Origin of the sequence: Cognatiluteimonas weifangensis (genome assembly GCF_003416885.1) — a bacterium.
In the GTDB taxonomy this organism is placed as follows: Bacteria; Pseudomonadota; Gammaproteobacteria; order Xanthomonadales; family Xanthomonadaceae; genus Cognatiluteimonas; species Cognatiluteimonas weifangensis.
In genome coordinates this window covers 319,435-339,739 of the sequence record NZ_QVPD01000002.1, presented here as the reverse complement: position 1 = coordinate 339,739, position 20,305 = coordinate 319,435, and the positions used below count along the sequence as shown (strand labels likewise).

The window sequence follows — 20,305 nt, the reverse complement described above, 5'->3', positions numbered from 1 at the left end:
ACGTTCACTCCTGCGCCAGGTACACGCCGCCGTCGCGCACCGCGACCGCGACCGCGCGCAGGCAGTCGCCGCGGCAGGGCCCGGCCACGCACTGCCCGCCCTGCGGTTCGAAACTGGCCCCGTGCACCGCGCACACCAGCAGCCCGTCGCGGGACTTGATGAACTTGCCCGGCGCCCAGTCCAGGCGCCGGCCGGCATGCGGGCAGACATTGACCCACGCACGCACGCTGGCGCCCTCGCGATGCAGGATCAGCGACTCGGGGTCGCCGTCGAGCACCGCCTCGGCCGCGGCAAAGCCGCCATCCTCGATCAGCTCCAGCAGCGCCAGCGGCGCGGCATCGGCATCGGCATCGGCATTCTGGTTTAACGAAGTTCTCACAAACCCGACCACGCCTCGCCCGATACTGCCGGTCCCGGCCCCGCGCCGATTGTCTCACGACCGCCCAACACGATGTCCGCATTCGGCTTCCGCTTCGACCGCTTCCGCCCCGACCGCGCCGGCTTCCGCACCGGCTTCGCACCGCGCAAGCCGCGGCACCCGCTGCTGCGCCTGGCGCTGGGACTGCTCGGCCTCGGGGTGCTGCTGGTGCTGGTGTTCTTCAGCGTGTTCGTCGGCATCGCGATGCTGGCCGCGGGCCTGCTGTACCGGCTGTGGAAGCAGCGCGGCAAACCGGTCGCGCGTCCGGCGCGCGTGGTGGACGGCGACTATCGCGTGCTCGCCAAGCCCGCCCTGCCGCGGGCATGAGCGACGTCGTCCCGGCGCTGCCGGCGGCCCGCCTGGCGGTGCGCGGCGGCGACGGCGCGGCGCCGGGCACGTTCCCGGTCCACCGGATCTACTGCGTCGGCCGCAACTTCGCCGAGCACGCGCGCGAGATGGGCGCCAGTACGCCGGCGGCGCGGTCCGGGCACCCGGTGTTCTTCCTCAAACCCGCCGACGCGCTCGTCGTCGACGGCGTCGTGCCGTACCCGCCGGCGACGCAGCAGCTGCATCACGAGGTCGAACTGGTGGTCGCGCTGGGGCGCGACGCGCCGCCCGGCGAGCTCGCCGCCGCCGACGCGCCGGCGCTGGTGTACGGCTACGGGGTCGGCCTGGACCTGACCCGCCGCGACCTGCAGGCGCAGGCCAAGGCCGCGGGCCTGCCCTGGGACACCGGCAAGGCGTTCGACCATTGCGCCCCGGTCAGCGCGCTGGTGCCGGCCGCCGCGGTCGGCGACCCGGCGGCGCGCACGCTCACCCTGGAGGTCAACGGCCAGCGCCGCCAGCACGGGGCGTTGTCGGACCTGATCTGGGACGTGGCCGAGATCCTCCACGAACTGTCCCGACTGTACGCCCTGCGCGCCGGCGACCTGGTGTTCATGGGCACGCCGGCCGGCGTGGGGCCGCTCCAGCCGGGCGACGTGTTCCACGCCAGCCTCGACGGGGTGGTCGCGTTCGACGGCCGGATCGCTCCGCCGCGCGCCGCGGGTTAGGCTAGCGCCCACCGGGGCCGGGTCGGCAACGACAGCCCCCTACCGGGAGCGCCAGCATGGGAATGATCGGCGAATTCAAGGAGTTCATCGCCCGCGGCAGTGTCGTGGACCTGGCGGTGGGCGTGGTGATCGGCGCGGCCTTCGGCAAGATCGTCACCGCGCTGGTCGACGGTATCGTGATGCCGCTGGTCGGCGTGCTGATGGGCGGAGTCAGCGTCTCGGACTGGAAGCTGGTGCTCAAGCCGGAAACGGTGGATGCCGCCGGCGCCACGGTGGCCGAGGTCGCGATCCGCTACGGCCTGCTGATCCAGACCCTGATCGACTTCCTGCTGATCGCGTTCGTGATCTTCGTGTTCCTGAAAGCCTACAACCGCCTGCGCAAGCCCGATGCGACGGCGGCGCCGGCCGAGGAAGTGCTGCTGCTGCGCGAGATCCGCGACGCGCTCAAGCGCTGATCCGGCGCCCGGCGCGGCGCCCGCAAGGGGACCCCGGGCGCGCGCCGCCGTGCCGTGCCTCGCGGCATGCGCGTCGTCGCGTTGCGGGCGCGTACCGCCGCGCGGCGCCATGACTTGGGGCACAAAGCCCGCCTGCGGGCGGCTGCTAAGCTCGCGGCCTGGGGTCTTTCCGTCCTTGCCGGAGTCCGTGATGCGCCTTGCGCCGTTGTTGTTCGCCCCCTTGCTGCCGCTCCTGCTGCTCGCCCTGCCCGCGACCGCCGCGCAACCCACGCGCATCCCCGACGCCGCGCTGGCGACCGCCGCGCAGCTGCGCGACCGCGCCCTGGCCGACGACACCGGCTGGGCCGTCACCGAATCGCTGACCACCGAGGTCGGCCCGCGCCTGGCCGGCAGCGAGGCCGACGCCCGTGCGGTGGCATGGGCGCAGGCCAAGCTGCGGGCCCTGGGTTTCGACAAGGTCTGGACCGAGCCGGTGACCTTCCCGAAATGGGAGCGCCGCAGCGAAACCGCCGAGGTGCTGGGCCCGCATGCGCAGAAGCTGGCGGTCGCCGCGCTCGGCGGCAGCCCGGGCGGCATCGTCGCCGCGCCGGTGGTGCGCTTCGCCGACCTCGAGGCGCTGGAACGGGCCGCGCCCGGGTCGCTCGCCGGCAAGATCGCGTTCGTCGACTACCGCATGCAGCGCGCGCAGGACGGGCACGGCTACCGCATGGGCTCGCGGGTGCGCGGCGCCGGGCCGTCGGCGGCGGTGCGCGCCGGCGCGGCCGCCTACCTGATGCGCTCGGCCGGCACCGACAGCCACCGTGTCGCCCACACCGGCATCACCCGCTTCGCCGACGGCCTGACCCCGATCCCGGCGGCGGCGCTGAGCGCTCCCGACGCCGACCAGCTGGCGCGGCTGCTGGCGCTGGATCCGGCGACCCAGGTGCGGCTGGCGCTGGACTGCGGCTGGACCGGCGACTACACCTCGCACAACGTGATCGGCGAGATCACCGGCGCCAGCCGACCGGACGAGGTGGTGCTGATCGGCGGCCACCTGGATTCCTGGGACGCCGGCACCGGCGCGATCGACGACGCCGCCGGCATCGGCATCACGATGGCGGCGGCCAAGCTGATCGGCGAGCTGCCGCAGCGCCCCGCGCGCAGCATCCGCGTGGTCGCCTTCGCCAACGAGGAGCAGGGCCTGCACGGCGGCTTCGCCTACGCCAAGGCGCACGCGGGCGAGATCGCGCAGCACGCGATCCTGGCCGAAAGCGACTTCGGCGCCGGGCGCATCTACGGCTTCGACGCCGGCAACATCGCCGCGCATGCCAGCGGCGCGATCGGCCAGATCGCGGCCGTGCTGGAACCGCTGGGCGTGGCCTGGCTGCCGGGCAAGGGCGACGCGGAATCGGATATCGGCCCGTATGCGCAGGCCGGCGCGGCCTGGGCCTGGCTCGGGCACGACGGCAGCGACTACTTCGACCTGCACCACACCGCCGACGACACCCTCGACAAGATCGACCCGCAGGCGCTGGCGCAGAACGTCGCCGCCTATGCCGTGTTCGCCTACCTGGCCGCGCAGGCCGACGGCGATTTCGGCAGCGCCCCGCGCATGCCGGAGGCGACGGGGCGCTGAGGCCCGCCATGGCGCAGCGCTACGACGAGTTCGGCGGCGTTCCGGTCGATCCGCTGACGTCGTTGTACCGGCTCGGCGCGGGCGGCCCCAACCTGACCACCGCGCTGGCGGCGGCGGCCGCCACCGGGCGCAAGGTCGCGCTGTTGCACATCGACGTGGATGGCTTCGACGCCATCAACCGCGGCATGGGCGACAGCGTCGGCGACCAGGCGCTGGCCGCGATCGCGCAACGCCTGCACAAGGCGATGCCGCCCGGCGGCTGGCTGTGGCGGATCGGCGGCGACGCCTTCCTCGCGGGGATCGGTTTCCGGCGCGACGAACCCGACGCCGCCGCGCTCGCCGAGCGCCTGCGCGACGCCTTCGAGACACCGCTGACGATCCCGCCCTACACGCTGCCGATCGCCCTCACGATGGGCGTGGCGATCTATCCCGACCACGCCGACAACGCCGCCGCCCTGCTCGCCTGCGCCGAACAGTCGCTGCACCGCGCACACCGTGACGCGCGCCACGACGCCAACCTGTTCCCCGCTGTCGCCACCGCCGGCGAATCCACCGAGATGCTGACGCGCACGCTGCGGGCGGCGATGGAACGCGGCGAGTTCCAGCTGTACTACCAGCCCACCGTCAACGGTCACGACGGCAGCATCGACGGCATGAATGCGCTGCTGCGCTGGTACAACCGCGAGCACGGCCTGATGCGGCCGGGCCGCTTCCTCGAACTGGTGGACCGCGCCGGGCTGGCCGCGCCGCTCGGCTACTGGGTCGTGCGCAAGGCCGCCGAGCAGCTCGCCGACTGGCGCATGGACGGGCTCGACTACCTCAACATGTCGGTGCACCTGCCCAACCCGATGCTGGCGCGGCAGGACTGCGTGGACCTGATCGGCGAGCTGCTGCACCAGCTCGACCTGCCGCCGCAGGCGCTGGCATTCGAAGTGCCGGAGAGCGCACTGGCGCTGGACGCGCGCAACGTCTACGACACCCTCGGCGGACTGCGCGCGCTGGGCGCGACCCTGACCGTGCAGGACTTCGGGGTCGGCGGCCTGAGCTTCGCCGCGCTCGCGCAGTACCCGCTCGACCGCCTGAAAATCGACCGCAGCTTCATCCGCAACGTCGCCAGCGACCCGCGCAGCGCCGCGATCGTGCGCGGCATCATCGCGATGGGCCACCGCCTGGGCATGAAGGTGGTCGCCAAGGGCGTGGAGAACGAGGCCGAGCTCGGCTTCCTGCGGCGCAACCACTGCGACTTTTTCCAGGGCTATCTGTTCTGCCCGCCGCTGCCGGTGGAAGGCCTGGACGAGCTGATCCGCAAGCGCTTCCTGCTGCCGCAGGTGTTCGCCACCACCAGCCCCGAGCGCATCCTGCTGCTGGTGGACGACGAGGAGAACGTGTTGCGTTCGCTCGCGCGCCTGTTCCGCCGCGACGGCTACCAGATCCTCACCGCCAGCAGCGTACGCGAGGCGTTCGACCTGCTGGCCAGCCGCAGCGTGCAGGTGATCGTCTCCGACCAGCGCATGGGGGGGATGAACGGCACCGAGTTCCTCACCCGCGTACGCGACCTCTACCCCGACACCATCCGCATGGTGCTGTCCGGCTACACCGACCTCGCCACGATCACCGAGGCGATCAACCGCGGCGCGATCTACCGCTTCCTGACCAAGCCCTGGAACGACGACGAGCTGCGCCAGCACATCCGCGACGCCTTCCGCGCGCACGAGCAGCGCGGCGCCCTCGACGACGACTATTGAGGACGGCCCTTACCCGCCCATCGCCGATTCGCGCCGATCCCCGGGATGCAGGAACTCAACCCGCGGAAGCGCCGCCGCCCGCCTTCCCCGGTTGCACCACCGGCAACACCACGCGGAAGGTCGTGCCGAATCCCACCCGGCTCTGCACCTCGATGCGGCCGTGGTGCTTGGCGACGATGCGGTAGGCGATGGCGAGACCGAGACCGGTGCCGCAGCCGATCGGCTTGGTGGTGAAGAAGGGATCGAAGATCCGCCGCAGGGCATCCTCGGGGATGCCGCAGCCGCTGTCGGCGATACTGACCCAGACGTGGTCCTCGTCCAGGCCCGTCGTCAGCACCACCGTGCCGCGCTCGGCGATCGCCTGGCCGGCGTTGATCAGCAGGTTCATGAAGACCTGGTTGAGCTCGGAAGCGTGGCATTCGACCAACGGCAATTCGCCGTAGTGCTTCTCCAGCCGGACCTTGTACTTGAGCTCGTTCCAGACGATGTTGAGGGTCGAGTCCAGGCCCTTGTGCACGTCGGCGGGGCGCATCCGCTCGTCGCGGCCGACGTGCGAGAACTCCTTGAGGTCCTGCACGATCTTGGTGACGCGCTCGATGCCCTCGCGCGACTCGTCGAGCAGCTGCGGCAGGTCGCCGAGGATGAAGTCGATGTCCAGACGCTCGCGCAGCTGGCGCAGCGGGGAGTCGGGGGCGTCGTCCGGCACCTGCGCGGCGTAGGCCTCGATCAGCGCGATCAGCGAGCTGCAGTACTCGCGCAGCGTGCCGAGGTTGGAGTGGACGTAGCCGATCGGATTGTTGATTTCGTGGGCGACGCCGGCGGCGAGCTGGCCGATCGAGGCCATCTTCTCGGCCTGCAGCAGCTGCTCCTGCGCGCTGGCGAGGCGGTGGTAGGTGCGCTGCAGTTCCTCGTGGCGACGGGTGAGCTCGGCCACGCGGCTGGCGCGCGCGGTGACGTCGTCGAACAGCGCGAAGCGGCGTTGCACGCCGTCGTGCGCGCCGACGTGGAGCGCGATTTCCACCGCCAGCGCGCCGTCGGCGGCGACCACGCTGCCGCGCCAGCGGCCGTCGCGCTCGGCCTGGGCCCAGGCGTCGGCCGGCAGCAGCTCCAGCAGGGCGCCCGGCGGCGGGGCGTCGCGGTCGGGAAAGGCGCAGCGGGCGAGGTCGCACGCGGCGGCGTTGGCCTGGTCGACCCGTGTGTCGCCGTCCAGCAGCAGCGCGGCGCGGTCGACGACCGACAGCATCCAGAGCGTGTCGCTGCTCCAGGAGGCCGTGCCGGCCGGACTGGAAGTGGTTCCGGTGTCTGCGCTCATCCCACCCCGAGACAGCGCGCCTGCGGACGGACGCCCGACTGCCCCGAAGCATCGTACACGCCTGCCGACTCCACGCGCCCGAGGTGGCGCAGCGCCCAGCCGACCTCGCGACGGCGGCGGGCGAGCAGGACGTGGTTGGCCTGGTTGAGTTCGCTCAGCGCGCGCACGCGCTCGGGCGCCACCGCGCCGGCCGGCAGCGCCTGCAGCGCACGCACGGCAGCGAGCTTGCCCTGGGTGGACTGCAGCAACGCCTCGACGTCGTGATCGACCAGCGCGCGGCGTTCGGCCGCGAGCGCCTGCTCGAGTTCGACGAGGGCGTCGGCGGCGCTCATCGCGCCAGGTCGCGCTCGAGGCCGAGCAGACCGTCGGCGATGCGCGCCGGGTCGATCCGATAGCTGCCGGCGGCGAGCGCGGCGCTGACCGCGTCGACCTTGGCCTGGTCGATGTCGGCCGGGGCGGCGGCGAGCTTGTGCGCCATCGCCTGCAGGCCGGAAGCCTCGCCGGTCAGACGCAGGCTATCGCCCTCGGGGGCGGCGACCGGCTGCATGCGGTCGGTGCCGGCGCGCGCCGAGCCCGTGGCCGGGGTGGCCACGCCCTCGAGCGGCCGGGACAGGCCGGCGCCGTCGATCTTCTGGGTCATTCGCCTGCTCCTGAGGCTTGCTTCGAGCCCGGTATCGGCGCCCGGCGGGGGAACTTTAGCGCGACGTCACGCATTGGCCGGGCCCGGGTTCACTGCAGGACCTCGACCACGCCCGGTGCGGTCAGGCGGCCCCTGACCACGCGTCGGGATTCCACGTTCTCGGCGGCGACGACGCGGCCGGGGGCGGCGGCGCCGAGGGCACGGCCGGCCATCCGGACCTCGATGCCGCCGACGCGGCTGACCAGCACGACCGGGTCGCCACGGCGCAGAGGCGGCCCCAGCGCGAGATCGTCCTCGCCGACCACGCTGCCATCGGCCAGGGGGCGGGCCGGGATGCGGCCGACCAGGGCCGCGGGATCGGCCGGCGGCAGCGGCTTGCCGAGCGGGACGTCGCGGCGCTGCACGGCGAGTTGGTCGGCGGTCAGCGGCTGCCCGGGCCGGGCCGGGCCGCGCAGGACGACGACGTCGGCCTCGCGGTGGGCCTGGACCGGGACATAGAGCTTCCAGCCGGGTACGTCCGGACAGCGCACCAGCGCGGTGCGCGGGCCGGAGGCGACGGCCTGCAGCGGCTGACCGCAGGCGGCGAGGCGAACGTGGGCGGCGAGCGTGGCTTCGGCGCGTGCCGGATGGGCGCCGAGCGCCTGGATGGCGGCGGCGCGGATGCTGTCGGGCGTCTGCCAGTCGGCCGCGCGCGCGAGCGGCAGCAGCGCGAGGCTCGCGAGCAGGCCGGACAGCAGCGGTGGCGGCAGCGACGGGCGCAAGGAACCGTTCCAGTCGGCGGATCTGGACGGGACACAGGCAACCCGCGTGCCAGCCGCCGCTCCGGGGCCCGGAAGCGCGGCGTCGGGAAAGCGGGCCCTGCCCGCTCCACGGGGCGGCGGGCGCTCAACTTCCCGCGCCGCCGGCCGACAACGCGGGCATGGGACACGCCCTCCTCGACCGCATCGACCAGCGCATCCGCCTGGCCGGCCACAACCGGCTGGCGCTGCTGCTGTTCCGCCTCGGCTCGCGTCAGCTTTTTGGCGTGAACGTGTTCAAGGTGCAGGAGGTGCTGCCGCGGCCGCCGCTGTTCCGGCTGCCGCAGCTGCCGCGCGCCTTCGCCGGCGCGGCCGACGTGCGCGGGCGTACGGTGCCGGTGCTGGACCTCGGCCGTGCGATCGACCAGGAACCGGGCGACCCGCCGCAGTACCTGGTGGTGACCGAGTTCAACCGCAGCGTGCAGGGTTTCCTGGTCTCCGCAGTCGAGCGCATCGTCAACATCGCGGTCGAGGACATCCAGCCGCCGCCGGAGTGGGGCGGCGCCGCCAGCCCGCACCTGACCGGCATCACCCGCCACAACGGCGAGCTGATCCAGCTGCTGGACGTGGAGAGCGTGCTGGCCGAATCCGCCCCGCGCGAGCGCGACAGCGCGCCGCTGGCGCCGCTGCAGGTCGCGCCGAGCGCGCCGCGACAGGTGCTGGTGGTGGACGACTCGCGCGTCGCCCGCAACCAGATCCGCGGGGTACTGGAGCAGCTCGGGCTGGAGTCCACCCAGCTCTCCGACGGCCGCCAGGCGCTGGAGCACCTGCTGCAGCTGGTCGCCAGCGGCCAGCCCCCCGGCGAGCGCTACGCCATGGTCATCTCCGACATCGAGATGCCGGCGATGGACGGCTACACCCTGACGACGGAAATCCGTCGCAATCCCGCCCTGTCCGACCTGTACGTGCTGCTGCACACCTCGCTGTCGGGCGTGTTCAACCATGCGATGGTGGAGCGCGTGGGCGCCGACGACTTCGTCGCCAAGTACTCCGAGCACGACCTCGCCGAGCACATCGGCCGGCGGCTGATGGCGCTGGCCTAGCGGGCACGCGGCACGCGGGTTGCAGTCCTCAAGCTCGCCCTCCCTCGCCTGCGGGGAGGCGCCTTTCCCCCTCTTCCGCTGTGCGGGATAGGGTTGGGGTGAGGGTGAGTCTGTCGCCAAGAGCCGCGCCCTCAGCCTCGCGCTGTGCGCTCGCCCTCTCCCGCAAGCGGGAGAGGGGACGGCAAGCCGCACCGCGCGCCTGCCCGCTTGCGTCGCCCCGCACCGCTGGCACGCCGCTTGCACCGCCCTTCCGTGCATTCGTCCGGAGGCGGCCATGTCCGATCCGATCCAGCCAGGCGCCGAGTCCTTCCTCGGCATCCACGGGACCGCGCTGGCGCTGCGCGAGCGGCGGCTGCAGCTGCTCGCGGCCAACCTCGCCAACGCCGACACGCCCGGGTTCAAGGCCCAGGACCTCGACTTCAACGCCGCGCTCGGCGCCGCGCTGCAGCCGGCCGCGGGCGCCGCCGGCAGCGACCCGCTCGACGCCGCCGTTGCCGCCGCCCGCTACGCGCGCGCGCCTTCCCAGCCCAGCCTCGACGGCAACACCGTCGAGGGCGAGCGCGAAAAGGCCGGTTTCGCCCAGGCCGCGCTCGAGTACCGCGCCTCGCTCGCCTTCGTCGAGTCGAAGGTGCGCTCGATGCTGACCGCGATCACCGGCCAGTGAAGGAGACCCGCGCATGAGCAACCTTCCGATTTTCGATGTCGCCGGCAGCGCGATGGCCGCGCAGTCGGTGCGCCTGAGCACGGTGGCCAGCAACCTGGCCAACGCCGACACCGTCGCCGGTTCGCCGGACGCGGTGTACCGCGCCCGGCAGCCCGTGTTCGCCGCCACCCCGGTCGCCGGCGACCCCGCGCTCGCGGGCGTGCGGGTCAGCACCGTCAACGAGAGCACCGCTGCGCCGATCAAGCGCTACGAACCCCACCATCCGCTCGCCGACGCGCAAGGCTACGTGTACGCGCCCGACGTGGACCCGGTCGCGCAGATGGTCGACATGATCTCCGCCTCGCGCAGCTACCAGGCCGACGTGGAGGTGCTCAACACCGCCAAGGAACTGGCCAACGCGACCCTGATGCTCGGCAAGTGATGCGTCGCCGCCCGGCATGACCCCGCGCGGGCCGCGCCCGCCCCACCCGACCGCCCGTTGGAACCGACATGACCACGATCCCCGCCAGCAGCGACAACCCCTACGCGGGCTACGGCCTCGGCGCGCAGGCGCGCGCGCGCGACAGTTCGCTCGGCCAGGCCGACTTCCTGCACCTGATGAGCGAGCAGCTGAAGAACCAGGATCCGCTCAAGCCGCTCGACAGTTCGCAGTTCCTCGGCCAGCTCGCGCAGTTCTCCGCCGTGCAGGGGATCGAGGAGATGAACGGCGCGATGGGGGCGATGGCCAGCGTGATGGAGAACGACCAGGCGCTGCGCGCCGCCGCGCTGGTCGGCCACGACGCACTGGTCGACGCCGACAGCCTCACCCTCGCCGAAGGCACGGGCCTCAACGGCGAGATCGTCGCCACCTCCGCCGGCCCGCTGCAGGTCGAAATCGTCGACGGCAGCGGCCAGGTCGTGCGCCGGATGACGGTGGACGCCGACGCCGCCGGCACCGTGCCCTTCGCCTGGGACGGCCGCACCGACGGCGGCGAGGCCGCACCCGGCGGCCGCTACACCGTGCACGCGATCGCCGGCACCGGCGACAACGCGCAGGCGCTGGACGTGCGCGTGGCCGCCCACATCGACAGCGTTTCGATCGAGGCCACCGGCCTCGTCCTCAACCTCGCGGGGCTGGGCAGCGTGCCGCTGTCGAGCATCCGCCGCATCGGCTGACGCCGCTTCCCAGGAGAGCCCGCAATGAGTTTTCGCATCTCGCTCAGCGGCATGAACGCCGCTTCCGCCGACCTCAACATCACCTCCAACAACATCGCCAACGTCAACACCACCGGCTTCAAGGAGTCGCGGGCGGAATTCGGCGACGTGTTCGCCGCCTCCGCCTACGGCCTGTCGAAGAACGCGATCGGCGCCGGCGTGCGCCTGCAGGCGGTGGCGCAGCAGTTCGGCCAGGGCAACATCGACTTCACCGGCAAGAACCTCGACCTGGCGATCAACGGCCAGGGCTTCTTCACCCTGTCCGACGGCGGCGCGATGGTCTATTCGCGCGCCGGCAACTTCGGCGCCGACAAGGACGGCTACGTGGTCAATGCGTCCGGCCAGCGCCTGCAGGTCTACCTGCCGAACGCGGCCGGCAACGGCTTCGACACCGGCCGCCTGTCGGACCTGCAGCTGTCGATCGGCGATTCCGCGCCGCAAGCCACCACCACCGTCACCGTGCAGAGCAACCTGCCGGCGGACGCCTCCGCGCCGGCGCTCACGCCCTTCGCTCCCGGCGATCCCGACACCTACAACCGCACCACCTCGCTGACGGTGTACGACTCGCTCGGCGCCGCGCACAGCCAGTCGCTGTACTTCGTGAAGACCGCCAATCCGAACGAGTGGCAGGTCTACACCTACATCGAAGGTACCGCGGTCGGCGGCGCGCAGACCCTGCAGTATTCCGACACCGGCACCCTGACCTCGCCCTCGCCGGGCCAGATCGCGCTGCCCGCCTACACGCCGCCCACCGGCGCGGCGGCGATGAACATCACCCTCGACCTCGGCAACTCGACCCAGTACGGGGAAACCTTCAGCCTGTCCTCGCTGACCCAGGACGGCTACACCACCGGCCGCCTGACCGGCATCGACGTCACCGCCGACGGCGTGGTGCAGGCGCGCTACACCAATGGCGTGTCGACCGCGCTGGGCCAGGTGGCGATGACCAACTTCGCCAACCCGCAGGGGCTGCAGCCGCTGGGCGATAACGGCTGGTCGGAAACCTCCGAATCCGGCCAGCCGCGCCGCGGCCAGGCCGGCACCTCGGAATTCGGCGCGATCCAGGGCGGCGCGCTGGAATCGTCCAACGTCGACCTGACCGCGCAGCTGGTGAACATGATCACCGCGCAGCGCAACTTCCAGGCCAACGCGCAGATGATCCAGACCCAGGACCAGGTCACCCAGACCGTCATCAACATCCGCTAAGCATGAAAGCTCCCTCTCCCGCTTGCGGGAGAGGGCTGGGGTGAGGGCGCTAGGCGCGCAGCGCCGAGCACACGCACGACTCACCCCCACCCCGACCCTCCTCCGCAAGCGGGGGAGGGAGAAGAGATCACACATGACCGACCGCGCGCTCTACATCGCGATGACCGGCGCCAGCGCCAACCTGCAGGCACAGGCCTCGGTGTCGCACAACCTCGCCAACGCCGACACCACCGGCTTCCAGGCGACGCTGGACGGCACCGTCGCCGCGCCGGTGACGGGCCCGGGGCTGGCCTCGCGGGTCGCGGTCGAACACCGCGTGCTCGGCGTCAGCGGCGCGCCCGGTGCGCTGCAACAGACGGGGGGCGCGCTCGACATCGCCCTGCACGCCGACCGCTGGCTGGCGGTGCAGGCCAGCGACGGCAGCACCGCCTACACCCGCGCCGGCGACCTCAGGCTCACGCCCAACGGCCTGCTGACCACCGCGTCCGGCCTGCCGGTACTGGGCGCCGACGGCGCGCCGCTGGCGATCCCGCCCTACCAGTCGCTGCACATCGGCGGCGACGGCACGATCTCGGTGGTGCCGCAGGGCCAGCCCGCCTCCACCATTTCCGAAGCCGGGCGCCTGCAGCTCGTCCAGGCCGACACGCGCACCCTGGTGCGCGGCGACGACGGCCTGATGCGCGCCGCGCCCGGCGTCGAATTGCCGCGCGCCGCCGGCACCTCGCTCACCACCGGCGCGCTGGAAGGCAGCAACGTCGACGCCACCGGCGCGCTGGTCTCGATGATCCAGCTCGCGCGCGCCTTCGAGATGCAGGTACGCGTCTTGCATGCCACCGACGAGAACGCCCGTTCCGCCAATGCGCTGCTGACCGCCCGCTGACCCGTTCGCCTCCGCCGCGCCGCACCGCCCAGCATCACCAGGAGACCGCCATGAACCCCGCCCTGTGGATCGCCAAGACCGGCCTGGACGCGCAGCAGACGCGCATGTCGGTGATCTCCAACAACCTCGCGAACGTGAACACGGCGGGCTTCAAGCGCGACCGCGCCAGCTTCGAGGATCTGCTCTACCAGACCGTGCGCCAGCCCGGCGGCGCGACGTCCGAACAGACCCAGCTGCCGACCGGCCTGCAGCTCGGCACCGGCGTCCGCGTGGTCGCCACCACCAAGAATTTCAGCCAGGGCAACCTCAACCAGACCGGCAACGCGCTCGACGTCGCGATCAACGGCCGCGGCTTCTTCGAGGTGCTGATGCCCGACGGCAGCACCGCCTACACCCGCGACGGCAGTTTCCAGATCAACGCGCAGGGCGAAGTCGTCACCAACGCCGGCTACCCGGTGCAGCCCGGCCTGCAGCTGCCCGAGGGCGCGCAGAGCGTGACCATCGGTGCCGACGGCACCGTGAGCGTGCAGGTGTCCGGCCAGGCCGAGGCGGTGCAGATCGGCCAGCTGACGCTGTCGGACTTCGTCAATCCCGCCGGCCTGGAGGCCAAGGGCGAGAACCTCTACGTCGAGACCGGCGCCAGCGGCCCCGCGCAGAGCGGTGCGCCCGGACAGAACGGCGTCGGCGTGCTGGTGCAGGGCGCGCTGGAAAGCTCCAACGTCAACGTGGTCGAGGAACTGGTGTCGATGATCGAGACCCAGCGCGCGTACGAAACCAACGCGAAGGCGATCTCGACCACCGACGGCATGCTCGGCTTCCTCAACAACACGCTGTGAGGCCGATGATGGACGTGCGCCACGCCGAGGCTGCCATCCCCGCCGACGCGGGGGACCACGGCGGCCGGGACGGCTCGATCGGACGGGAGGGACAGCCATTCGGCTGCCGCAAGCCCCGCTTTCGCGGCAACGACGGCATTCCAGCGGCGCGGCGCGTCCTGTCGGCCTCCTGCTTCGCCCTCGCCGCCCTCGCCCTCTCCGCCTGCGCCTCCGTCGGCCGGATGTCGGGCGACGTGCGGCCGTTCGCGCCGACCGCGCACTACGCGGCGGCGCCGAACGCGCCGGCAGGCTACGCCGCACCCGGTCACGCCGGCGCCCCGGCCTACGCCCAGGCGGCACCCGCGGCCGGCGGCGGTTCCATCTATGCCAACGCGGGCGGCGGCGGCATGCGCCTGTTCGAGGACAACAAGGCGCGCAACGTCGGCGACCTGCTGACCATCGTGCTGGTGGAAAACACCGCCGCGCGCACCGCCGCCAAGACCTCGGTGACCAAGGACAGCGGCCTGGGCATGGGTGCGCCGACCCTGTTCGGGCAGCAGGTCACGATGAACGGCAAGAACCTGCTGGAGGCCGAGGTCGAAGGCAGCCGCAGCTTCGACGGCAAGGGCGATTCGGCCCAGAGCAACCAGCTCCACGGCCAGATCACCGTGCGCGTGCTGCAGGACCTGGGCAACGGCAATCTGCTGGTGCGCGGCGACAAGCAGCTGCGCCTGAACCAGGGCGACGAGCTGGTGCAGATCCAGGGCATCGTGCGCGTGAGCGACATCGGCCCCGACAACCGCATCACCTCCGACCGCGTCGGCGACGCGCAGATCGTCTACGGCGGCCGCGGCACGCTCGCGCGCTCCAACGCGATGGGCTGGCTGGGGCGCTTCTTCAATTCCGCGCTGTTCCCCTACTGATGTGATTCGAGGTGATGCCGTGAAGCGCCTGCTCTCCATCGCCACCGCCGCCCTGCTCGCCTGCGCGCTCGCGCCGGCGCAGGCCGAGCGCATCAAGGACCTCGCCCAGGTCGCCGGCGTGCGCGGCAACCCGCTGGTCGGCTACGGTCTCGTCGTCGGCCTGGACGGCAGCGGCGACCGCACCTCGCAGACGCCCTTCACCGTGCAGAGCCTGAAGTCGCTGCTGGCGCAGCTCGGCGTCACCATTCCGCCGGGCGTCAACCCGCAGCTCAAGAACGTGGCCGCGGTCGCGATCAACGCCGAGCTGCCGGCCTTCGCCAAGCCCGGCCAGAGCATCGACGTCACCGTGTCCTCGATCGGCAACGCCGGCTCGCTGCGCGGCGGTACCCTGCTGATGACGCCGCTCAAGGGCGTGGACGGGCAGGTCTACGCGATCGCGCAGGGCAACCTGATCGTCGGCGGCTTCGGTGCGTCCGGCCGCGACGGCTCGCGGATCTCGGTCAACGCGCCCAACGGCGGCAGCATCCCCAACGGTGCGATCGTCGAACGCGCGGTGGCGGCGATCCCGCCCGGGGCGCAGACCGGCAACGTCACCCTCAACCTCCACGAGGCCGACTTCACCACCGCGGCGCGGATCGTGGCCGCGATCGACCGCGCCTTCGGGCCGGGGCGTGCGCGCGCGCTGGACGGCGTCACCATCGAGGTCGCGCCGCCGGCGGGCGACCGCATCGGCTTCCTCGCCGCGCTGGAATCGCTGGAAGTGGATCCCGGCGCGGCCGCCGCCAAGGTCATCGTCAACGCGCGCACCGGCACCGTGGTCATGGGCGGCCAGGTCACCGTGTTGCCGGCCGCGGTTGCGCACGGCTCGCTCACCGTCACCATCGCCGAGAGCGCGCAGATCAGCCAGCCGGAGGCCTTCGGCCGCGGTTCCACCGTGGTCGCGCCGCAGTCCGAGATCAGCGCCAGCGCCGACGGCAGCCACATGGTGATGTTCCGCGGCGGCACCTCGCTGGAGGACATCGTGCGCGCGGTGAACGCGGTGGGCGCGGCGCCGGGCGACATCGTCGCGATCCTGGAGGCGCTCAAGCAGGCCGGCGCGCTGCGCGCCGAACTGCAGGTGATCTGAACCCGGGCGCTTCAGGACCTCCGTGCCCGGCCGTTAACCGACAGGAACCAGACCGCAGGGAGGCGTCCGGCCGCCGCGTGCCGCCCGTGGCACATCGCTTGCATGGATCCCGACATGCGCCTCCCCGCCGCCAATCCGCTGCCGCTGGCCCCGACCACCGCGACGCCGCCTGCGCGGATCGAGGAAGCCGCGCGCGGGCTGGAGGAGCAGTTCGCGCGGATGCTGATCCAGTCCATGCGCAGCGCCTCGATGGGCGATCCGCTGCTGGGCGACAACGGCACCTACCGCGACATGTACGACCAGCAGCTGGCCAAGGAGCTCACCCGCGGCCGCGGCCTGGGGCTGGCGCCGATCATCGCCCGCCAGCTCGAGCGCAGCACCACGCCCGCGCCGGCCGTGCCCGTTCCCTCCGCGTCCCTGCCGCTGCGGCAGGCACCGATGACGATGGCGCTGCCGCCGGCCTCCACCCCCTCGGGCCTGCCGTTGCCGGCGGGCCTGCGCGTCGCTGCGCCGGCGCTCGCGCCCACCGCCCACGGGGTCTCGCTCGGCGGCTTCGCCGCCCCGCCCGCGCCGCCGCCGCTCGCCGACGCGCCTGCCTGCGACCCGGACGCGCCGCTGGACTGCAGCACGCCCGAGGCCTTCGTCCGCTCGCTGTGGCCGCACGCGCAGAAGACCGCCGCCGAACTCGGCGTGCCGGCGAAGGCGCTGGTCGCCCAGGCCGCGCTGGAAACCGGCTGGGGCCGGCGCCTGGCCGGCGGCGATTCGCACAACCTGTTCGGGATCAAGGCCGGCGGCCGCTGGCACGGCGAGCGCGTGCGCGCCGGCACCCACGAATTCGTCGACGGCGTGCGCGTCGGCCGGCAGGCCGAGTTCCGCGCCTATGGTTCCCCGGCGGAAAGCTTCGCCGACTATGCGCAGCTGCTGTCGAGGCCGCGCTACGCCGCCGCGCGCAACACCGGCGACACCCGCCGCTTCGCGCAGGCGCTGCAGCACGCCGGCTACGCCACCGATCCGTCCTACGCCGCCAAGATCGCCGCGATCGCGGACGGCCCCACCATCCGCCGCGCGCTGGCCGCGTTGCCGGGCGACGCTTCGGTCGCGATGGCGACGCCGCGTGCGGGCCACCAGGGATAAGCGATGGCCGACCTGCTCGCCACCGGAAGCTCGGCGCTGCTCGCCTTCCAGCGCGCGCTGGCGACCACCAGCCACAACGTCGCCAACGTCAACACGCCGGGCTACAGCCGCCAGCGCGTGGACCTCGCCACCCGCCCGGGCAGCGGCACGTCCCAGACCTACGTCGGCGCGGGCGTGTATGCGCAGAACCTCGAACGCCTGGCCGACGGACTGGTGTTCGCGCGGCAGGTCGACAGCAGCGGCGAACTGGGCCGGCTGAAGCAGCTCTCGGCGATGAGCGACCGCGTCGATGCGCTGTTCTCCGACAGCGCGACCTCGCTCACCCGGCCGTTGTCCGAATTCTTCACCGCGATGGACGGCGTCGCCTCCGAGCCGACCTCGCGCACCGCGCGCAGCCAGCTGCTGTCCGCCGCCACCCGCCTGGCCGACCGCTGGCAGACGCTCGACGGCCGCCTGGCCCAGCTCGACCACGAGACCGACCAGCGCATCGCCGGCGCGGTGGCCGACGTCAACCGCCTCGCCACCGAGATCGCCAACCTCAACCGCGACATCGCCGCTGCCGGCAGCAACGCCTCGCCCGACCTGCTGGATGCGCGCGCACTGCGCGTGGACCAGCTGTCCGGCCTGGTCGGCGCGACCACGGTGGCGCAGGACGACGGCGCGCTCAACGTGTTCACCGCCGGCGGCCAGGCGCTGGTGCTCGGCCAGCGCACGCAGACGCTGTCGACCATCGCCGACCCGTACCGGCCGGACCGCCTGCAGCTGGCACTCGCCACCCCCGCCGGCGCGGTCACGCTGGGCGCGGGCAGCGTCTCCGGCGAACTCGGCGGCCTGCTCGAATTCCGCGGCAGCCTGCTCGATCCGGCGCGCGCCGAGCTCGGCCGCCTCGCCATCGCCTTCGCCGGCAGCCTCAACGCGCAGCAGGCGGCGGGCGTGGACTACAACGGCGACGCCGGCGCGGCGCTGTTCGCCCTCGCCGCGCCGCGCACCGCCGCGCACGCCGGCAACGACGGCAGCGCGACCCTGGCCGCCGCCGTCGCCGACCTCGGCGCGCTGCAGGGCACCGACCTCGTGCTGCGCTTCGACGGCAGTGCGTGGAACGCGACCCGTGCCGACAGCGGCGAGACCGTGGCGATGACCGGCACCGGCAGCGCTGCCGATCCCTTCCTCGTCGACGGGCTGTCGCTGGTCGTCGGCGGTGCCGCCGCCAGCGGCGACCGCTTCCTGGTCAGCCCGACCACCGGTGCGCCGGCCGGCCTGCGGGTCGCCGTCAGCGATCCGCTGGCGATCGCCGCCGCCGCGCCCCTGCAGGTCGCTGCCGACAGCGGCAACATCGGCAGCGCGCGCGCGGCCGGCACCGCAATCACCGACACGACCGCGTTCGCCTCCTTCGCCGGCGCGACCATCGAGTTCCTCGACAGCACCAGCTACACCATCGACGGCGCCGGCCCGTTCGCCTACGCACCGGGCACGCCGATCGCCGCGGGCGGCTGGTCGCTGACCCTGGAGGGCACGCCGGCGGCCGGCGACAGCTTCACCCTCGCACGCACGCCGCCGCGCTCCTCGGACAACGCCAACGCACGCGCGCTGGCCGCGCTCGACGCGAAGGGGGTGCTCGACGGCGGCCTGACCAGCGTCGCCACCGGCTTGTCGCAGCTCACCGCGCAGGCGGGCGGGCAGGCGCACCACGCCGACCTGTCGCTGCAGGCGCAGCAGACCATCCACGACCAGATCGGCGCCGAGCGCGATTCGCTGTCGGGCGTCAACCTCGACGAGGAGGCCGCCGACATGCTGCGCTTCCAGCAGGCCTACCAGGCCGCCGCGCAGGTGATGGCGACCGCCGACACCCTGTTCCAGACCCTGCTCGCCGCCGTGCGCCGCTGAGGAGCCAACGCGATGACCAACCTGCGCGTGTCCACCAGCGGCCTGTTCGCCCAGGGCCTGTCCAGCATGCAGCTGCGCCAGGGCGAGATCGCAAAGCTCAACCAGCAGATCAACAGCGGCGTGCGCCTTACCCGCGCCGCCGACGACCCCGCCGGCATGGCTGCGTCGCAGCGGCTCGATCACCTGCTCGCCCGGCTGGAGCAGTACGGCAGCAACGCCACCATCGCCGACAGCCGCCTGCGCCAGCAGGAATCCGCGCTCAGCGATTCCGGCGACATCCTGCTGCGCGCGCGTGAGCTCGCGGTGCAGGCCAACAACGACTCGCTGTCCGATCCCGACCGCCGCGCGATCGCGCTGGAACTGCGCAGCCTGCGCGCCGGCCTGCTGCAGATCGCCAACCGCGACGACGGCGCCGGGCGGCGCCTGTTCGCCGGCACCCGCGACGGCGTGGTGCCCTTCACCGACAATGCCGGCAGCGTGGCCTACAGCGGCGACGACGGGCAAAACGTCATCGACATCGGTCCCGACGCCAGCGTGCGCGACAGCAACCCCGGCAGCGAGGTGTTCCTGCGCGTGCGCACCGGCGACGGCACCAGCCGCGCGCGCGCCGCCGCCGCCAACACCGGCACCGGCGTGCTGGAAACGGCGCAGGTCATCGATCCGGCCGCCTGGAACGGCGCCACGCTGACCCTGCGCTTCAGCGGCCCCGGCAGTTACGAAGTCGTCGACGGGGCCGGCAATCCGCTGGCGCCGCCGGTGGCCGGCAGCTACACGCCCGGCCAGGCGATCGTCGCGCAGGGCGCGCAGTTCCAGGTCTCCGGCACGCCCGCCGCGGGCGACAGCTTCACCCTGCAGCGCGCGCCCAACCAGGACGTGTTCGCCACCCTGCAGCAGCTCGCCGACGCGCTCGACACTCCGGCCCTGACCGACGCCGACCGCGTCCGCCGCCGCAACGCGCTGACCGCGGGCCTGAAGGACGTCGACCAGGCCCAGCAGCACTTCCTCGACCTGCGCGCCGACACCGGCGTGCGCCGCAACGAGCTCGACCAGGCCGCCGACCGCCGCCTTGCCGACGACGAGAGCTTCCGCACGATGCTCTCCGACCTGCGCGACACCGACCTCACCGAGGCGATCAGCCAGCTCAACCTGAAGATGGTTGCGCTGGAGGCGGCCCAGCGGCTGATGGTGCGGATGCAGGCGGGTTCGCTGTTCGACCGGCTCTGAGGCCGGCCGACGACGCCCGACGCGGCCGCCGCGCGACAGGCAGTGCCGCGACAGCCCGACCGCCGCGGCGCGAGCCGCGTCCGCGCCGCACCCGCCCCGGCGACTCCCGTGGTGGCCTGACCGGGCTGCTCCGAGCGCGCAGGCCTTCGCCCGTCGACGCCTGCCGACGCCCGGCCGC

General features: G+C 72.9%; 21 protein-coding genes and 2 pseudogenes. 18 read left to right on the top strand and 5 right to left on the bottom strand.

From position 1 onward, the window contains the following. Positions 1-4 precede the first annotated feature (4 nt). Positions 5-379 carry a Rieske (2Fe-2S) protein gene (locus D0Y53_RS03255; protein WP_117201807.1) on the bottom strand — a complete coding sequence of 125 codons (375 nt, stop codon included), beginning with the start codon at positions 377-379 and terminating at the stop codon, positions 5-7. Positions 380-451: 72 nt separating this feature from the next. Here D0Y53_RS03255 and D0Y53_RS03250 point away from each other — a divergent pair, with 72 nt between their 5' ends. The 6 genes and pseudogenes from D0Y53_RS03250 to D0Y53_RS13235 all read left to right on the top strand — a co-directional run. Next, on the top strand, positions 452-745 hold the full coding sequence (locus D0Y53_RS03250; protein WP_117201757.1) for a hypothetical protein: 294 nt from the start codon (positions 452-454) through the stop codon (positions 743-745). Beyond that, positions 742-1,470: a fumarylacetoacetate hydrolase family protein gene (locus D0Y53_RS03245; protein ID WP_117201756.1), complete on the top strand. Its 729-nt coding sequence runs from the start codon at positions 742-744 to the stop codon at positions 1,468-1,470. The genes D0Y53_RS03250 and D0Y53_RS03245 overlap by 4 nt, the downstream gene beginning before the upstream one ends. A gap of 56 nt (positions 1,471-1,526) precedes the next feature. Continuing rightward, positions 1,527-1,925 (top strand): large-conductance mechanosensitive channel protein MscL, encoded by a 399-nt coding sequence (mscL, locus tag D0Y53_RS03240; RefSeq protein WP_117201755.1) that lies wholly within the window; start codon positions 1,527-1,529, stop codon positions 1,923-1,925. A gap of 190 nt (positions 1,926-2,115) precedes the next feature. After that, entirely contained in the window at positions 2,116-3,540 is a 1,425-nt protein-coding gene (locus D0Y53_RS03235; RefSeq protein WP_117201754.1) for a M28 family peptidase, read from the top strand. An 8-nt stretch (positions 3,541-3,548) separates the two neighbouring features. Then, positions 3,549-4,802, top strand: a pseudogene (locus tag D0Y53_RS03230) (putative bifunctional diguanylate cyclase/phosphodiesterase); the annotation flags it as partial. Between the two features lie 39 nt (positions 4,803-4,841). After that, positions 4,842-5,285, top strand: a pseudogene (locus tag D0Y53_RS13235) (response regulator); the annotation flags it as partial. A 55-nt stretch (positions 5,286-5,340) separates the two neighbouring features. Here the strand turns inward: D0Y53_RS13235 and D0Y53_RS03225 are convergent. The 4 genes from D0Y53_RS03225 to flgA all read right to left on the bottom strand — a co-directional run bounded on the left by D0Y53_RS03225 (position 5,341) and on the right by flgA (position 7,998). Further along, entirely contained in the window at positions 5,341-6,528 is a 1,188-nt protein-coding gene (locus tag D0Y53_RS03225) for an ATP-binding protein (protein ID WP_117201752.1), read from the bottom strand. Between the two features lie 65 nt (positions 6,529-6,593). Then, positions 6,594-6,929, bottom strand: coding sequence for a flagellar protein FlgN (locus D0Y53_RS03220; protein ID WP_117201751.1), 336 nt, complete (start codon positions 6,927-6,929; stop codon positions 6,594-6,596). Beyond that, positions 6,926-7,237 (bottom strand): flagellar biosynthesis anti-sigma factor FlgM, encoded by a 312-nt coding sequence (gene flgM, locus D0Y53_RS03215; RefSeq protein WP_117201750.1) that lies wholly within the window; start codon positions 7,235-7,237, stop codon positions 6,926-6,928. Before flgM ends, D0Y53_RS03220 begins: the two co-directional genes overlap by 4 nt. 89 nt (positions 7,238-7,326) lie before the next feature. Beyond that, positions 7,327-7,998 (bottom strand): flagellar basal body P-ring formation chaperone FlgA, encoded by a 672-nt coding sequence (flgA, locus tag D0Y53_RS03210; RefSeq protein WP_117201749.1) that lies wholly within the window; start codon positions 7,996-7,998, stop codon positions 7,327-7,329. Positions 7,999-8,156: 158 nt separating this feature from the next. On the opposite strand from flgA, the gene D0Y53_RS03205 reads away from it, so the two are divergent. The 12 genes from D0Y53_RS03205 (at position 8,157) to flgL (ending at position 20,127) form a co-directional block, all read left to right on the top strand. Next, complete coding sequence (locus D0Y53_RS03205; protein ID WP_117201748.1) at positions 8,157-9,077, top strand: chemotaxis protein CheV; 921 nt, start codon at positions 8,157-8,159, stop codon at positions 9,075-9,077. A gap of 274 nt (positions 9,078-9,351) precedes the next feature. Continuing rightward, a complete protein-coding gene (gene flgB, locus D0Y53_RS03200) occupies positions 9,352-9,741 on the top strand; it encodes a flagellar basal body rod protein FlgB (RefSeq protein ID WP_117201747.1) in 390 nt (129 codons plus the stop codon). Positions 9,742-9,754: 13 nt separating this feature from the next. Beyond that, complete coding sequence (flgC, locus tag D0Y53_RS03195; RefSeq protein ID WP_117201746.1) at positions 9,755-10,162, top strand: flagellar basal body rod protein FlgC; 408 nt, start codon at positions 9,755-9,757, stop codon at positions 10,160-10,162. Between the two features lie 68 nt (positions 10,163-10,230). Next, positions 10,231-10,896 carry a flagellar hook assembly protein FlgD gene (locus D0Y53_RS03190; protein WP_117201745.1) on the top strand — a complete coding sequence of 222 codons (666 nt, stop codon included), beginning with the start codon at positions 10,231-10,233 and terminating at the stop codon, positions 10,894-10,896. A 24-nt stretch (positions 10,897-10,920) separates the two neighbouring features. Beyond that, positions 10,921-12,141, top strand: coding sequence for a flagellar hook protein FlgE (gene flgE / locus D0Y53_RS03185; RefSeq protein ID WP_117201744.1), 1,221 nt, complete (start codon positions 10,921-10,923; stop codon positions 12,139-12,141). Between the two features lie 133 nt (positions 12,142-12,274). Next, the gene (locus D0Y53_RS03180) at positions 12,275-13,021 is read left to right on the top strand and encodes a flagellar basal body rod protein FlgF (RefSeq protein ID WP_117201743.1); all 747 of its coding nucleotides are present in this window, start codon (positions 12,275-12,277) and stop codon (positions 13,019-13,021) included. A gap of 50 nt (positions 13,022-13,071) precedes the next feature. Next, positions 13,072-13,857: a flagellar basal-body rod protein FlgG gene (gene flgG / locus D0Y53_RS03175; protein WP_117201742.1), complete on the top strand. Its 786-nt coding sequence runs from the start codon at positions 13,072-13,074 to the stop codon at positions 13,855-13,857. 137 nt (positions 13,858-13,994) lie between these two features. Next, complete coding sequence (gene flgH, locus D0Y53_RS03170) at positions 13,995-14,759, top strand: flagellar basal body L-ring protein FlgH (RefSeq protein WP_386724422.1); 765 nt, start codon at positions 13,995-13,997, stop codon at positions 14,757-14,759. Between the two features lie 19 nt (positions 14,760-14,778). Further along, on the top strand, positions 14,779-15,885 hold the full coding sequence (locus tag D0Y53_RS03165) for a flagellar basal body P-ring protein FlgI (RefSeq protein WP_117201741.1): 1,107 nt from the start codon (positions 14,779-14,781) through the stop codon (positions 15,883-15,885). A gap of 114 nt (positions 15,886-15,999) precedes the next feature. Then, positions 16,000-17,019 carry a flagellar assembly peptidoglycan hydrolase FlgJ gene (flgJ, locus tag D0Y53_RS03160; protein ID WP_117201805.1) on the top strand — a complete coding sequence of 340 codons (1,020 nt, stop codon included), beginning with the start codon at positions 16,000-16,002 and terminating at the stop codon, positions 17,017-17,019. Between the two features lie 3 nt (positions 17,020-17,022). Then, a complete protein-coding gene (gene flgK, locus D0Y53_RS03155) occupies positions 17,023-18,903 on the top strand; it encodes a flagellar hook-associated protein FlgK (RefSeq protein WP_117201740.1) in 1,881 nt (626 codons plus the stop codon). 12 nt (positions 18,904-18,915) lie between these two features. Beyond that, positions 18,916-20,127, top strand: a complete 1,212-nt coding sequence (flgL, locus tag D0Y53_RS03150; protein WP_117201739.1) for a flagellar hook-associated protein FlgL — start codon at positions 18,916-18,918, stop codon at positions 20,125-20,127. Positions 20,128-20,305 lie beyond the last annotated feature (178 nt).

Coding starts and splice junctions, on each gene's coding strand:
- D0Y53_RS03250 (WP_117201757.1), top strand. CDS start 452: ATGTCCGCATTCGGCTTCCGCTTCGACCGCTTCCGCCCCGACCGCGCC.
- D0Y53_RS03245 (WP_117201756.1), top strand. CDS start 742: ATGAGCGACGTCGTCCCGGCGCTGCCGGCGGCCCGCCTGGCGGTGCGC.
- mscL (WP_117201755.1), top strand. CDS start 1,527: ATGGGAATGATCGGCGAATTCAAGGAGTTCATCGCCCGCGGCAGTGTC.
- D0Y53_RS03235 (WP_117201754.1), top strand. CDS start 2,116: ATGCGCCTTGCGCCGTTGTTGTTCGCCCCCTTGCTGCCGCTCCTGCTG.
- D0Y53_RS03225 (WP_117201752.1), bottom strand. CDS start 6,528: ATGCTGTCGGTCGTCGACCGCGCCGCGCTGCTGCTGGACGGCGACACA.
- D0Y53_RS03220 (WP_117201751.1), bottom strand. CDS start 6,929: ATGAGCGCCGCCGACGCCCTCGTCGAACTCGAGCAGGCGCTCGCGGCC.
- flgM (WP_117201750.1), bottom strand. CDS start 7,237: ATGACCCAGAAGATCGACGGCGCCGGCCTGTCCCGGCCGCTCGAGGGC.
- D0Y53_RS03205 (WP_117201748.1), top strand. CDS start 8,157: ATGGGACACGCCCTCCTCGACCGCATCGACCAGCGCATCCGCCTGGCC.
- flgB (WP_117201747.1), top strand. CDS start 9,352: ATGTCCGATCCGATCCAGCCAGGCGCCGAGTCCTTCCTCGGCATCCAC.
- flgC (WP_117201746.1), top strand. CDS start 9,755: ATGAGCAACCTTCCGATTTTCGATGTCGCCGGCAGCGCGATGGCCGCG.
- D0Y53_RS03190 (WP_117201745.1), top strand. CDS start 10,231: ATGACCACGATCCCCGCCAGCAGCGACAACCCCTACGCGGGCTACGGC.
- flgE (WP_117201744.1), top strand. CDS start 10,921: ATGAGTTTTCGCATCTCGCTCAGCGGCATGAACGCCGCTTCCGCCGAC.
- D0Y53_RS03180 (WP_117201743.1), top strand. CDS start 12,275: ATGACCGACCGCGCGCTCTACATCGCGATGACCGGCGCCAGCGCCAAC.
- flgG (WP_117201742.1), top strand. CDS start 13,072: ATGAACCCCGCCCTGTGGATCGCCAAGACCGGCCTGGACGCGCAGCAG.
- flgJ (WP_117201805.1), top strand. CDS start 16,000: ATGCGCCTCCCCGCCGCCAATCCGCTGCCGCTGGCCCCGACCACCGCG.
- flgK (WP_117201740.1), top strand. CDS start 17,023: ATGGCCGACCTGCTCGCCACCGGAAGCTCGGCGCTGCTCGCCTTCCAG.
- flgL (WP_117201739.1), top strand. CDS start 18,916: ATGACCAACCTGCGCGTGTCCACCAGCGGCCTGTTCGCCCAGGGCCTG.